The organism is Pseudomonas sp. FYR_5, from assembly GCF_043106315.1.
GTDB lineage: Bacteria > Pseudomonadota > Gammaproteobacteria > Pseudomonadales > Pseudomonadaceae > Aquipseudomonas > Aquipseudomonas putida_Y.
Map to the genome: position 1 here is coordinate 1 of NZ_JBICMK010000102.1, position 15,927 is coordinate 15,927.

Annotated in this window: 2 protein-coding genes; both read right to left on the minus strand. The window is 64.3% G+C overall.

From position 1 onward, the window contains the following. On the minus strand, window positions 1-1,562 hold a 1,562-nt coding region (locus ACF8RA_RS22390; protein WP_392488438.1), incomplete at its 3' end, for a condensation domain-containing protein. Between the two features lies 1 nt (window position 1,563). Continuing rightward, window positions 1,564-15,813: a non-ribosomal peptide synthase/polyketide synthase gene (locus tag ACF8RA_RS22395; RefSeq protein WP_392488439.1), complete on the minus strand. Its 14,250-nt coding sequence runs from the start codon at window positions 15,811-15,813 to the stop codon at window positions 1,564-1,566. Window positions 15,814-15,927: the final 114 nt, after the last annotated feature.

Below are 15,927 nucleotides of genomic sequence, written 5' to 3' on the forward strand. Positions count from 1 at the left end.
GTGGCGGCGACTTGCGCCTCGATCAGTTGCTGCAGGCACTGCTCCAGCGGGTAGTCGGCGTGGGTGCGGTTCCAGTCGTAGACCACCTGTTGCTGCTGCGCGGCATTCAACAGCGGCAGCTCGGCGATGCGCTGCTGCGGCTGGGCGACGATGGCGGCCAACAGGCCCTGCCAGTGCCCGGCGAGCTGGGCAATGGTGGCTTCGTCGAACAGCGCGGTTGCGTAGGTCAGCGACACTGCAATCCCTGCCTCGTGCTCCACGGTCTCCAGCGTCAGGTCAAACTGCGCGGTCCCGCGTTCCCAACTCAGGGTCTCGACAGCCAAGCCAGGCAGCTGCCGACCCTGCCCGCGCGCTTCGGTCTGGTGATTGAACATGACCTGGAACAACGGGCTATGGCTGAGGCTGCGCTCTGGCTGCAAGGCTTCGACCAGCTGCTCGAACGGCAGGTCCTGATGGGCCTGTGCACCCGAGACTCGTCGCTGAGTCTGCTCAAGCAGTTCAGTGAAGGTCATCCCCAGGTCGAATTCCGCCTTGAGTACCTGGGTGTTGACGAAAAAGCCGATCAGGCCTTCGGTCTCCATTCGATTACGGTTGGCCGTGGGTATGCCGACACGGATATCGTTCTGCCCGCTGTAGCGGTGCAGCAAGGTCTGGCAGCTGGCCAGCAGAAGCATGAACACTGTCACGCCCCGATCACGCGCCAGTTGCTTGAGGCCGGCACACAGTGTGTCGTCCAGACTGATATCCAGGCTTGCACCTGCCCGGCTCTGCACGGCCGGGCGAGGACGGTCGATCGGCAGTTCCAGCACCGGCAGCTCCCCCCCCAGCTCGGCCTCCCAGTACGCCAGCTGACGCGCCAGCTCACCCGCTTCCATGCACCGGCGCTGCCAGATGGCATAGTCGGCATACTGGATCGGCAGTTCCGGCAACGACGCCGGCTGGCCAAGGCGATGCCCCTCGTAACTGCGGATCCACTCGTCCAGCAGTATCGGCATCGACCAGCCATCGGAGACGATATGGTGCATGACCAGGATCAGCACATGATCGGCCTCGTTCACCTGCAGCAGCCTTACTCGCCACAGGGGCGCCTGCCCCAGGTCGAAAGGCTGGCCGGCCTCTTCTTCGATGCGACGTTCAAGGCGCTCGGCAAAATCAGCGTCTGGTGCCGATGCAAAGGGCTCTCGCACAATTTCCACCCGCACACTCGGTTCAATGACCTGGACAGGCTGGTCGCCGTCCTGGGCAAAAGCGGTGCGTAGGCTTTCGTGGCGGTGCACCAGGTCTTCCAGGCTACGCTGCAGAAGCGCGGGGTCCAATGCGCCCCTGAAACGCAGGGCCATGCTGATGTTGTAGGCCGCGCTTTCGGGCTCGAACTGCCAAAGGAACCACTGGCGCTGCTGGGCATACGACAACCCGATGGTCCCCCATTCGTCCCGTATCCGCGGGATCGGCAGCCGAGCGAAGCTCATGCCCTTGGACTGCATCCTTTCAAAGAATTGCTTGCGCTGCTCCAGTGGCAGATGCAGGAACCGTTTAACCAGCTCGATGTTCTGGGCCGTCATTTCAAACACTCTCCAGTTCTGCCAGGAAATCACTCAACTCATCGACATCCGCTGCGCTGGCAGGCGCCAGCTCAGCCATCGTCGCCACGTAGTCCGCAAGTCGCCCGGCACCGAACAAGGCCGAAAGCGGCACCTCCAGCCCCAGCAGCAACTGCACACGCTGGGTCGCTTGGACTGCCAGCAGCGAATGCCCGCCCAGCTCGAAGAAGTTGTCGCTCATACCGACCCTTTCAAGCTTCAGCACATCGGCCCAGATCGCTGCAACGTCCTGCTCCAGCGGGCTCTGTGGTGCGACGAACTGCTGCTGTAGCTGCGAGACATCAGGTTTGGGTAAGGCTCGCCGATCGAGCTTGCCATTTGCCGTAAGAGGCAGCGTTTCCAGGAACACCTGATGGGCGGGCACCATATGCTCGGGCAACGTCGCTTTAAGGTGCTCGCGCAGGCTCTCGCGCAACGCTGCCGAGGGCGCTTGGACAGGGATCAGATAGGCAACCAGTTGCGTACCGCTCGGACCGTCAGTAGCGAGTACCACCGCTTCGCGGATTTGCGAATGTTCCTGCAGCCTGGCCTCGATTTCGCCCAGCTCGATACGGAAACCTCGGATCTTCACCTGATGATCGATACGACCGACGTATTCGATCGCACCCTGCATGCGGTAGCGTGCCAGATCGCTGGTGCGATAGAGGCGACCACCACCCTGCTCGCTGCCATCGAACGGGTCGGGTACGAACCGCTCCGCCGTAAGCGCCGCGCGCCTGTGATAGCCACGGGCAAGGCCGGCCTGACCAACGTGCAGTTCGCCATGACAACCGGGGGCGGCGATATTGAAGTCAGCATCAAGCAGGTACAGCGACTGATCGGGAATCACCTGACCGATGGGGCTGACACCATCGCGCTGCAGATCTTCACGACTCACAGGCCGGTAGGTGACGTGCACCGTGGTTTCAGTGATGCCGTACATGTTGATCAGGGTCGGCTGGCTGTCGCCGAAGTGGTTGAACCACGGTGCCAGGCTCCCGACATCCAATGCTTCACCCCCAAACACGATGTAACGCAGGGCAAGCTCAGACTGCCCCTGCGGTCGTGTGCAGGCATGCGCGATCAGTTGCTTGAACGCCGAAGGTGTCTGGTTGAGCACCGTGACCTGCTCACGGATCAGCAATGCGTGAAATTCCGCGGGTGATCGGGCTACGTCCTTGGTCACGATCACGGCCTTGGCCCCATGAACCAGCGCACCGAACAGTTCCCAGACAGAGAAATCGAACGCGTAGGAATGGAAGACGCTCCAGACATCCCGGCTATCGAACCCGAACCAGTCCTGGGTTGCCTGGAACAGCCGCACGACGTTGTGATGAGGCAGCAAGGTCCCTTTGGGTTTGCCGGTGGACCCCGAGGTATAAATCACGTAAGCCAGGTTTGCAGGTTGCGTGAAGTTGACCGGGTTGGCTTCGCTGTAGCCAGGGAACGGCTCCAGGAGCAGCGAATCGACATCCTCAGGCAGCGGCAAGTGGGCGAGCAGATGTGACTGGGTCAGCAACAGGCGAATACCGCTATCGCTCATCATGTAAGCCAGACGATCTTCCGGATACTCCGGGTCCAGCGGCACATAGGCGCCTCCCGCCTTGAGGATGCCCAGTAGCCCGATGACCATTTCCAGGCCACGATCCACAGCGATCCCCACCAGCACATCCGGCCCCACGCCCTGCTCGCGCAGCTTGTGGGCCAGCTGATTGGCACGCCGATTGAGTTGGCTGTAACTGAGGGTCCGCTCACCCGAGACCACGGCAATGGCCTCCGGCGTCCGCGCAGCCTGGGCTTCGATCAGCTGGTGCAGACACTGATCGGGATGATGATTCACAGGCGCCGGATTCCAGTCATGAATGATTGCGTGCCGCTCCTCTGCTTCGAGCAAAGGCAGTCGAGCGAGCACCTGCTGCGAATCCTCGACCAGCGCCTGCAACAGCGTGCCGAAGTGGCGGGCAATCTGCGCGATGCTTTCTTGCGTGAAACACTGGCGGTCGTAGCTGTAGTGCACCGACAGGTGCGTACCTGCGCCAATCGCCAAGGTCAGCGGCACGCTCGACTGTTCATGCCCGTGCACGTTGCCGAACACGAGTCCGGCGGGTGCGCTCTGCTGCAGAGCATCGCCGACCGGGTAGTTCTCGAACACCAGCAAGGTATCGAACAGCCCTTCCCCACCCGATCCGGCCCAGCGCTGGATGTCGTACAAGGGGCTGTGTTCGTATTCGCGCAGCGCCAGGTTCTGCGCCTGCAGTTGCTGCACCCATTCCGCCACCCGCTGCTGCGGACGCGGGTTGGCGACCACCGGCAGCGTGTTGATGAACAGCCCCAGCTGTTGCTCGACACCGCGCAGCTCCGCCGGGCGACCGGATACCGTCGCACCGAAGCTCACGCACGATTGCCCGGTGTAACGCTGCAGAAGCAGCAGCCACGCCGCTTGCACCAAGGTATTGACGGTCACCCGCTGCTGCCGGGCAAAAGCAGCCAGCGCCTGCGTCTGCTGCTCGCTCAAGCGCTGCTGGTGTTCACCGTAGCCGGTACCCAGGCGGGCCTTGTCCTGACGCATGGCCAGTGCCAGGCGCGTAGGCTCGTTCAGGTCATGCAACTGCTGCTGCCAGAAGGCCTGAGCTTGCAGGGCATCCTGGCGCTGCAGCCATTCGATGTAATCGCGATAGCGGCCCGTCAGCCCACCGTTCGGCACCCCGGCATAAGCCTGGAGCACCTCAGCGAGCAACTGCGCATTGCTCCAGCCATCCATCAGAATGTGATGGCTGGTGAAGACCAGATGGCACGATGCTTCGCTGGTGCGGATAACCGCCAGGCGCAGCAGGGGGTCATGCTGCAGGTCGAAGCCCTTGCGCAGATCCGCTTCGGCCCAGCTGTCCAGGGCCGCACCCTGCTCGGCGATGCCGGCCCAGTCCAGGTACGTGAACGGCAATTCGAGCTGCCTGCGAATGACCTGCAGCGGGTGCTGGAAGCAGGTCACGAAGTTGGCCCTGAGCACCTCATGGCGATCGACAGCGGCCTGCCAGGCGAGCCTGAAGCGTGGCACGTCGAGCCCTTTGACGTCGACGCGCATCTGGTTGATGTAATGCCCCCCGCCTTGCTCGAACAGGCTGTGGAACAGCATGCCCTGCTGCATGGGCGCAAGGGGATAGAGGTCTTCGATCTGCGCCACCGGAACAGGCAGGCTGTCCAGTTGGGCCTGGGTCAGCCCGGCCAGCGGAACATCCGAAGGCGTCAAACCTGCGTGGGTATCCGCCAGGCAATGCTCGACAATCGCCTTGAGCTCGGCAGCGAACTGGTCGGCCAGGCGCTGCACCGTGTCAACGTTGAACATGTCGCGACTGAAGGTCCACTCAAGGTTCAGCTCACCGGCATAGACCTGGCCATTGATCGACAACCAATTGTCCAGCGGCGCTTCGCTGCTCTGGCTGGCGCCGGCGCTTTCGCCAGCGGGCACCAGGAATGCCGACGCATCGGCGTCCGAGCCCGGCGCGAAGCTGCCGTCGAACTGCCCCAGGTAGTTGAAGGTGATGCGGGGGTTCGGCAACTGCGCAAGCGCTGCGCGGGCCTGCTCATCGCCCAGGTAGCGCAGGGCACCGTAGCCGATGCCTTTGTCCGGGATCGACCGTAGCTGTTCCTTGATCCGCTTGATCGACGCATCAAGCGTCTGCTCCGGGCTCAGTCGCACCGGGAACACGCTGGTGAACCAGCCCACGGTCCGCGTCAGGTCAATGGTATCGAACAACTCTTCGCGGCCATGCCCCTCCAGTTGCACGAGCACGTCGCTGCGCTGGGTCCAGCGTGCGATGACGCGGGCCAGTGCGGTCAGCAGCAAGTCGTTGACCTGCGTACGGTAGGCAGCAGGTGCCTGTTGCAGCAGTTGCCGGGTACTGGCCGAGTCAAGACGGGTGCGGGCGGTGCCGACATGCATGCCATGCAACGAGCCACCCGGGTTGTCGCAAGGCAGGTCTGCATCAGACTGGCCGAGTTGCGCCTGCCAGTAAGCCAGCTGCGCCTGCAGCGTTTCGCTGCGTGCGTAGCGCTGCAAGTGCGCAGCCCACGCCTGGGTCGCGCTGGTCTTGGCTGGCAGGTCGACTGGCTGGCCGGCGTGCAACTGGCGGTAGGCGGTTTGCAGGTCTTCCAGCAGCACGCGCCAGGACACCCCGTCCACCACCAGATGATGGATCGCCAGCAACACGCGCTGGCTGCCATCCGCGAGGGTTGCCAGCAATGCCCGCAGCAACGGGCCGCGCTGCAGGTCAAGGCTACCCTGGACGTCATTGCACAACGCTTCAAGCGCCTCGGCATCCGCCACAGTAGCCTGCCACAGCAGATCTTGCTGTGGCTCTGGCGAACCGTAACGAGCCGTCCATTCACCCTCTGCACAATCGAAGCGCAGGCGCAGCGCGTCATGGTGGATCACCAGGGTCTGAAGCGCTTGCTCCAGTGTCTGGCTGTCGAGCGCCTGACCTGCCTTGAGCAACAGCGCCTGGTTCCAGTGGTGGCGCTGGGCAATGTCCTGCTCGAAGAACGATTGCTGGATCGGCAGCAGCAGGGTCTGGCCAGTGGCAGCCTTCTGCTCGATCAGCAATCCGCCCTCGTCCCCTTGCCTGGCGACCGAGGCCAGCCCTTGGACGGTCTGGTGCTGGAACAGCTCTTTGGGGGTGAAGCGGATACCCGCCTGGCGCGCGCGGCTGACCACCTGGATCGAAATGATGGAATCGCCACCCAGTTCGAAGAAGTTGTCGGACAGCCCCACCTTGTCGACTTTCAGAACATCCGCCCAGATCCCGGCGATGGTCTGCTCCAGCGCGTTTCGAGGTGCCACGTACACTTGCTGCAGCTGAGTGACGTCAGGCGCTGGCAGGCCCTTGCGGTCCAGCTTGCCATTGGGCGTGAGCGGCAACGTGTCGAGGAATACCAGGTGCGTGGGCACCATGTAGTCCGGCAAGGTCGCCTTGAGGTGATCGCGCAGTTCGCTGCGCAGCAGGCTTTGCCCCGGCAGGTCGTCGAGCTGCACATCCGCACTGACCAGATACGCGGCGAGCTGCTTGCCGCCTGGGCCCTGGATGTCGATGACCACACTTTCGCGCACCGCAGGGTGATCCTGCAACCGCGCCTCGATCTCGCCAAGCTCGATACGGAAACCGCGGATCTTGACCTGATGGTCGATGCGCCCCAGATAGTCAACCAGACCGTCGGCGCGGGTGCGGGTCAGGTCACCACTGCGGTAGACCCGCTCGCCGTTCGCGGCGAACGGGTCGGGGACGAAGCGCTCGGCGGTCAGGCTTGGCCGGTCGAGATAGCCACGCGCCAGGCAGAGCCCGCCGAGGAACAATTCGCCACTGTGCCCCAACGGCACCAGGTTGAGGCTGGCGTCGAGGACATAACTGCGGCGGCGACCGACCAGGCGGCCGATAGGCGCGTAGGCCGCGCCGCAGGTATCGCCTGGCGACGCGCTCCAGAGCAACGGTGTGACCACCGTTTCGGTCGGCCCGTAGCCGTTGAAGATGTATTGCGGGCGCAGGGCCTGCCAGGCCAGCTCGTATCCGGTTTGCGGTACGGCATCACCACCGAAACAATAAATGCGCACCGGTGGCGGGTTGCCCACCCGCAGGGCATGCTCGGCCAGCTGTTGCAGATAGACCGGCGGGAACACAGCAATGGTCACGCCATGCCGGTGCATCTCGGCGTAGGCCTGCTCGGGCAGCCACAGGCTGTCGTCACGCACCAGCACACTGGCGCCGTTGATCAGCAGGTGCATCCAGGCCTCATGGGCTCCATCGAAGGCGAAGGACATGAAGTGCAACTCGCAATCCTGCGGGCCGGTTTCATAGCGTTCACCATTGGCCAGAATGTGCGAGGCCAGAGGCCCGTGCGCCACTGCGACACCCTTGGGCATGCCGGTCGAACCCGAGGTGTAGATCACATAGGCAAGGTTGTGCTTTGACAGCGCCACCTCGGGCGCCGTGTCCGGGCCTTGATGCCAGGCGGCCGGCAGGTCCACCGCCAGCGTCGGCAACCCGTGCGGGATTGGCAGCGTGCCCAGCACATCGCTCTGCGTCAGCACCAAGGCCGCAGCGCAGTCCTGCATCATGTAGCGCAGGCGGTCCTGCGGATAGGCGATGTCCAGCGGCACATACACGCCACCTGCCTTGAGCACCGCCATGAACGCCACCATGATGTCGGTGGAGCGGCGCATGGCGATGACCACCCTGACCTCCGGGCCGACGCCTTGCTCGATCAAGCGGTGCGCCAGGCGATTGGCCTGCGCATCGAGTTGGCGGTAGCTCAGGCGTTGATCGTCGAAGCGGATCGCGATGGCTTCGGGGGTGCGGGCAACCTGGTCTGCGAACAGTTGATGGACGAAACGGTCTTCCGGATGGTCGTCACCAGTCTGGTCCCACCTTGCCAACAGTTGCTCACGCTCCTGGCTGCCCAGCATCGCCAGTTCGGCGACACGCTGATGGGGTTGACGCACGATGTCGGCCAGCAGGTTGCACCAATGCTGCGCCAGCGCCTCGATGCGCGGGCGATCGAACAGCGACGTGGCGTAGACCAGCGAGGCCCCCAGCCCGTCGGCATGCTCGAAGGTATCAAGGGTCAGGTCGAACTGTGCGGTATAGCGCTCCCAGGCCATGCCTTGAACTTCCAGCCCGGGCAGGCTGCGCGCCTGCCCCCGCTGTTCGGTCTGGTGATTGTAGAGCGCCTGGAACAGCGGGCTGTGGCTCAGGCTGCGCTCAGGGTGCAGCGCCTCGACCAACTGCTCGAACGGCAGATCCTGATGAGCCTGGGCCGCCAGGGCCGTCTGACGCGTTTGCTCAAGCAGCTGGCTGAAGGTGGTGTGCAGGTCGAACTCGGCCTTGAGCACCTGGGTATTGACGAAGAAGCCGATCAGGCGCTCGGTTTCCAGGCGGCTACGGTTAGCGATCGGCACCCCGACGCGAATATCGTCCTGCCCCGAATAGCGGTGCAACAGGGTCTGGAAGCTGGCCAACAGCAGCATGAACAGGCTGACGCCCTGCTGCTGGGCCAATGCCTTGAGCGCGTGCACGAGGTCGCGGTCCAGGTCGATGGCGAAACTGGCGCCGGCGAAGTCCTGGTTAGCCGGGCGCGGGCGATCGCCGGGCAGTTCGAGCACCGGCTGCCGGTCGCCCAGCTGGGCCTTCCAGTAGGCCAGCTGGCGCTCACGCTCACCGGCCTCCATCCACTGCCGCTGCCATACGGCGTAGTCTGCGTACTGGACAGGCAGCGCAGGCAACTGCGCCGCCTGCCCGTTGCGCAGCCCTTGGTACAACTGCACCAGTTCATCGACCATCACCGGCATCGACCAGCCATCGGAGACGATATGGTGCAAGGTCAGTACGAGGACATGGTCATCCTCGGTCACGCGCAACAGTTTCACGCGCAACAACGGCCCGTGCTCCAAATCGAAGGGGCGTTGCGTCTCTGCCTCGACCAGGCGCTTGAGCAGCGCGGCCTGTTCGTCTCCCTCGCACGGTTCGACCCCTTCGCAAGCCAGGCTGAACGGCTGCGCCGGGTGGATCACCTGCAGGGCTTGGTCACCGGCCTGGCGGAAGGTGGTACGCAGGGTCTCGTGCCGCGCGATCAGCGCTTCGAAACTCAGGCGCAGTGCCTCGACATCCAGCTCGCCGCGCAGTCGCAAGACAGTGGCCATGTTGTAGGCGGTACTTTCAGGGGCCATCTGCCAGAAGAACCACTGCCGCTGCTGGGCATAAGACAAGGCCAACGGCTGCGTGCGGTCGACCGGCTGCAACGCCAGGGCAGGCGCGTGCGTGCCCTGCCCTGCCAAGGCGACGAAATCAGCCAGCACCGGGGCTTCGAAAAGCGTGCGCAGGGGTATTTCCAGGCCCAGGGCCTGGCGAATGCGCGAGGTGACCTGGGTAGCCAGCAACGAATGCCCGCCCAGTTCGAAGAAATGGTCGGTCAGGCCGATGCGTTCAACCTTGAGGACCTGAGCCCAGATGGCTGCAATCTGTTTTTCGCGTTCGCTGCGAGCGGGCACGTAGGCAGGCTGGTCGAGGCTCAGGTCGGGCCTTGGCAGCGCCTTGCGGTCCAGCTTGCCGTTCGGCGTCAGCGGCAATTGGCCGAGGAACATCAGGTGCGCCGGAACCATGTAGTCCGGCAATGCAGCCTTGAGGTGGCTTGATAGGTTTTCACGCAGCGCATCCTGCGGCTCGCCCTCGATCACCAGATAGGCGACCAGTTGCTTGCCGGTGGGCCCGTCGATGTCGATGACCTGTGCTTCACGCACCCTGGCATGCTCTTGCAGTCGCGCTTCGATCTCGCCCAGTTCGATGCGCAGGCCGCGAATCTTGACTTGATGGTCGATGCGACCGACATAGTCGAGAACACCCTCGACACGCGCGCTTGCCAGATCACCGGTACGGTACAGACGGCCGCCGCCGACCGGGTCGAACGGGTCGGGAATGAAACGCTCGGCGGTCAGCGCCGGGCGGTTGAAATAGCCACGGGCGAGACAGCCGCGACCACCGATCAGTAGTTCGTTCACCCAACCGGCCGGGGCCAGGACAAGGCCATCGTCACAGACATAGGTCACCCTGCCGCCCACCGCCCGCCCGATCGGCACGATGGCCTTGCCACCGGCACCCGGCTGCAAGCCTGCACAGTCCTGCACGGTGGTCACCACGGTCGCTTCTGTAGGCCCATAGGTATTGAGCAGACGTGCCTGCTGCAATCCGCTGGCGTACCAGTCGCCAAGGCTTTCCATCGGCATGGCTTCACCGCCCACGTGCACCTGACGCAGCGACGCGCAGGCGCCGGCGGGCAGCTTTTCCGCCGCCAGCATGCGCCAGTAGGCGGTGGTCAGGTCCGCCACGGTGATGCCGTGGGTGACGATGGCCTGCTTGAGGGTTTCGATGTCCCACAGCTGCGAGCCGCGCATGACGACCCGGGCACCGCAACACAAGGCCGGGTAGAGCTGCTCGACAAAACCGTCGAAGTTGACCGTGGCGAACTGCAGCACCCGATCACTGGCATCGAGCCGCGAATAGTCAGCCGCCACGCTGCAGAACACCGACAGCTCCCGATGAGCGATGGCCACACCTTTGGGCTTGCCGGTGGACCCGGAGGTGTAGATCACATAAGCTAGGTTGTCGGGGACGGTCAGGCTCACCGGGTTGGCCGCACTGTAGTTGCCCAGCCACTGCTCATCCGCCTGCATTTCAAGGCAGGTCACCGTTGTGGAAACCGGCAGCATCGGTGCCAGGTGGGGCTGGGTCAGGAGCAGGTGAACACCGCTGTCCTGCATCATGAAGCGCAGGCGCTCCTGCGGGTATTGCGGGTCGAGCGGCACATAGGCACCACCGGCCTTGAGAATGCCAAGCAGGCCTACCACCATGTCCAGGCTGCGTTCCACGGCGATGCCAACACGCACCTCAGGCCCCACGCCAAGCTCGCGCAGCTTGTGGGCCAACTGGTTGGCGCGGCGGTTGAGTGCCTGATACGTCAGTGCCTGATCATCGAGGACCAGCGCCGTAGCCTCCGGTGCGCGCAGAACCTGCGCCTCGAACAGCTGATGCACGCCGAGGCCTTCGGCGAAACGCAAGGGGGCCGGGTCGACGGCTTCGAGTGCCAGCTTGTGCTGGGCAGCCGAGAGCAAAGGCAGGTCGGCCACCGGCACTGTCGTGTCACTGGCCAGGGCGCCGAGCAGGTTGACCCAGACCGATGCCAGGCGTTCGATACGCTCGACGTCGAAAAGGTCCGATGCATAGCCAAAGGAAGCGATCACACCATCGCTGCGTTCGAGGGTGTCCAGCGACAGGTCGAACTGCGTGGTGTGTTCGACCTGGTCGACCTCCTCGATACGCAGCCCTTGCACGCTGTCGCCGGAGACCCGCTCGCCAAGGTCGCTCAGGTGGTTGTACATGACCTGGAACAGTGGGTTGTGGCCCAACCCCCTCTCGGGTTTGAGCGCTTCCACCAGCACATCGAAGGGGATGTCCTTGTTCGCCTGAGCCTGCAGGGTGGTCTCCTTGACCGCCAGCAACAAGTGCCTGAAGGACTGCAACGGATCGACCGCCACGCGAGCGACCAGTGTGTTGACGAAGAAACCGATCAGCCCTTCCAGCTCAAGGCGATTGCGGTTGGTCACCGGCATGCCGATGTTGAGCGTTTCGCGCCCGCTGTAGCGCGACAGCAGCAGTGCGAACGAGGCCAGGAACACATGGAACAGCGTGGCATTGGCAGCAACCGCCAGGCGCTGCAGATCGGCGGTGAGCGCGGCAGGCAGGAGCACATCCACGCGCCCGCCGCGATAGCTCTGGACCTGAGGGCGAATACGGTCGGCAGGCAGTTCGAGGACTGAAAAATCGTCTTCCAGCGTGGTTTTCCAGAATGCCAGCTGGGCCTGTAGCTCGCCCGAGGCCAGGCGTTCGCGCTGCCAGGCGGCGTAATCGGCGTACTGCACCGCCAGCGCCTGGCGTTCGAGCGACTGCCCGGTGGTGTGGGCGTTGTAGACGGCAGCCAGCTCGCGGACCATGACGCTCATGGACCAGCCGTCCGAGACAATGTGGTGCAACAGCACGGTCAGCACCTGCTCCTGCGAGCCACCCTGGAACAGCTTGACCCGAATCAGCGGCCCCTGTTCGAGGTCGAAGGGCGTAAGCGCCTCGTCCTGTAGGCGCTGCTGCAGCGCCCGGCCGTCGGCAGTGCTGAGGTCATGGTACTCGATGCACGGCGACGCTGCGGGCAGTATGCGCTGCCGGGGGATGCCGTCATGCTCTTCGAAGATCGTGCGCAGGGATTCATGGCGCATCACCAGCGCATCGAACGCGGCCTGCAACGCGGCCCGGTCCACCTGGCCTTGCAAGCGGATGGCCAGAGGGGTGTTGTAGGCGGTGCTTTGCGGGTGCAGCTTCCAGAACATCCACTGGCGATACTGAGCGTGCGAAACCTGCAGCGGCACCGTCCGGTCCAGCACCTGGATCTCGCCCCCGGCGACCTGCTCCAGCCCCTGCAGCGCCTCGACGAAACCGGACAGGTCGGCAGTGTCGAACAGCACCCGCAAGGCCACGTCCAGGCGCAGTTGCTGCCTGATCCGCGAGACCACTTGAGTCGCCAGCAGCGAATGGCCACCCAAGGCGAAGAAATTGTCGTCGAGGCCGACCTGGGCCTGTTGCAACACGTCGGCCCAAATGGCCGCGACCTGCATCTGCAGTGCGGTCTCGGGAGCCCGGTAAAGGGCTGTGACGGCGACCGGCTCAGGCAATGCCTTGACGTCGACCTTGCCGTTGAGGGTTACCGGCAGATGCTCCAGCAGCATCAGATAATGCGGCACCAGATGCTCAGGCAGGGCAAGCTTCAACGCGGCCCGGATACCGTCGACGACTGCTTGACGGGCTTCGTCCTGCGCAGCCCATTGCTGCGGGACCAGGTAGGCGGCCAGCTGCCGATCGGCGTCTTCGCCAACCACGCGCACAACGGCGCTTTCGATTCCCGGCAACTGCCGCAGACAGGCATCGATCTCGGCCAGTTCGACGCGGTAGCCGCGAATCTTCACCTGGCCATCGATGCGCCCGGCAAAAATGCATTCGCCGTCAGCGTTCAGGCGTACCCAGTCGCCGGTACGGTACATCCTCGCACCCTCGGTGCCGCAGGGGTCGGGCACGAAGCGCTCGGCGGTCAGCGCCGCCTGGCCCAGGTAGCCACGCGCAAGCCCTGCACCGGCGATATAGAGCTCCCCCCTGGCCTTGCCGGGCACGGGCTGAAGGCAGCTGTCCAGCGCATGGGCGCGCAGGTTTTCCAGCGGCTGGCCGAGCACCGGGCGATCCTGCAGGGCATGGGTAAGGACGCCGACCGTTGTCTCGGTGGGACCATAGTGGTTGATCACCTCGAGGTCGGACGCCAAGGCCTTGATGCGGCCCAGAAGCGCCGCAGTGCACGCTTCGCCTCCGACCACCAGGCAGCGCCGTGGCAAGGCTTCGGCACCTGCGGCGAGCATGGCCTGCAAGTGCGAGGGGACGATCTTCAGTGCATCGATGGCATGCGCCTGCAGGTAGGCGGCGAAGACCTGGGCATCGAGCACGGTCTCCTTGGGCAGCATGTGCAGGGTCTTGCCGTAGCACAGTGCACCGAACAGCATGGTGTGGCCAAGGTCGGCCGCCGGCGTGGTGACCATCGCCAGGTTGGCGATCTGGTCCATGGGCAGGCGTTGGCTGACGCCGCGCACGTAGTTGACCAAGGCGCCATGGCTGACCGCGACGCCCTTGGGCTTGCCGGTGGTGCCAGAGGTGTAGATGACATAGGCAAGGTTGTCGGTATGGACCGCCACCTTGGGCGCCGACGCTGACGGGTAGTCGCCCGCCACGTCAATCGCTGCGACGCCTTCAGGCAGGCTGATCTGCCCCGCTCGGCCCACTACCCACTTGACCTCGCTGTCGGCAAGCATGAAGTCGATGCGCGACTGGGGCTGGTCAGGGTCCAGCGGCAGGTAGGCGGCACCGGCCTTGAGCACAGCCAGGATGCCGATGAGCATCTCGCAGGATCGGTCGGCCACCACGCCGACCCGCTGATCCAGCTGTACGCCACGCGCCAGTAGTGCGTGGGCCAGGGCATCCGAGCGTGCCTGCAAGGTGGCATAGCTGATTCGACCGGCGTCGCCGCTCGCTGCAAGGCCTTGCAGGTTGAGGTTGGCGGCCGTTTCGATCAGGTGATGAACGCACAGGCCGGGCGTTTGCGCCCCGGCAGCTTGCGGCTCCAGCGGCTGTACCGCCTGGGTCGCCAAGGGCAGCTCGCCGACCGCAGTGGAGAGCGATTGGGTCAGCCCGTCGAGCAGTCGCAACCAGTCCTCGCCGAAACCGATGATCGTGGCTTCTTCGAAGACATCCAGCGCATAGGTGAACACCGCGTGCAGACGCCCGGCGCTTTCATAGGTGTCCAGGGAAAGGTCGAAGCGAGCGCTGTGCTTGTCCAGGGCGACTTTTTCCAGCGTCAGCCCACTGCCAAGGCGGACCTGACCGGCGTCGGCGATGGCCGCCTGGTGGTTGAAGAGCACCTGGAACAACGGGCTTTGCGCGCTGCTGCGATCCAGTTCGAGCGCCTCGACCAGGCGCTCGAACGGCAGGTCCTGGTGCACCTGGGCGCCCAGGGCGGTGTCTTTGACCCGCCCGAGTAGCTGGCTCACATCCATGAGCGGGTCGATATCGGTATGCAGCACCTGGGTGTTGATGAAGCAACCGATCAAGCCTTCTACTTCGGTACGGTGGCGGTTGGCGACCGGAACGCCGACGCGGATGGCGCGCTGGCCACTGTAGCGTTGCAGCAGCAGCTTGAACGATGCCAGCAGCACCATGAACAGGGTAACCCCTTGGGCACTGGCCAACGCCCTGAGACGCTCGGCAAGCGCTGGGTCGACCTGCAACTCGCGCCGCGCGCCGCGATGGCTCGGTGCGCCGACACGGGAATGGTCGAGCGGCAGCTCAAGCACGGCATGATCATCGCCCAGTTTCTCGCGCCAGTAGCTCAGCTGTCGCTCCTGCTCACCGGCTTCCAGCCAGCTGCGTTGCCACAGCGCATAATCGCGGTACTGGATGGGCAGCGCCGGCAGGGTCGCTTCGCTGCCCTGACAGGCAGCATCGTACAAGCGCACGAACTCGTCGATCAGCACGTTCAGCGACCAGCCATCGGCCACGATGTGGTGCAGGGTGAGCAGCAGCACGTGCTCGTCGGTAGCCAGTTGCAGCAGGTTCACGCGCAACAGCGGCCCTTGCAGCAGGTTGAAAGGTGCCTGCGCCTGGGCTTCGGCCAGTGACGCGACACGGGCCTCGCGTTGCGCCGCTGCCAGGGCGGTGAGGTCGTGCTCGACGATGGCAACGGCCTCGGCAGCGAGGACCTCCTGGTACAGATGCTCACCCTGGGTACGCAGGCGCGTACGCAGGCTCTCGTGGCGCGCAACCAGGCGATCGAACGCTTGCTGCAGGGCCTGGCGGTCGAGCTTGCCCTTCAGGCGCACAGCCATGGGCAGGTTGTAGGCAGCGCCCTGGGGGTCCAGCTGCCAGAGAAACGACATACGCCGCTGGGCGTAGGACAACCCATCGCGGTCATCGCAGGCAACATCGGCAGGGATCGGAAACAAGGAAAAATCGACGCCCTCTGCCTTTAGCCCGGCCAGGAACAAACGGCGTTTTTCCGGCGGCAGTTTGATAAAGCGGCGAGCGAGTTTCAACGAGTTTTCGGCATTCATGCAATGCGTCCTTAGCGATAGGAAGCGGGACCACAGGGCCCAGTCATCCCTCAAAGACGAAACAGCCGCGAGCTGATTTAGCCAAAGCCCCGGCCACCGCCGGCAGCCCAGGCT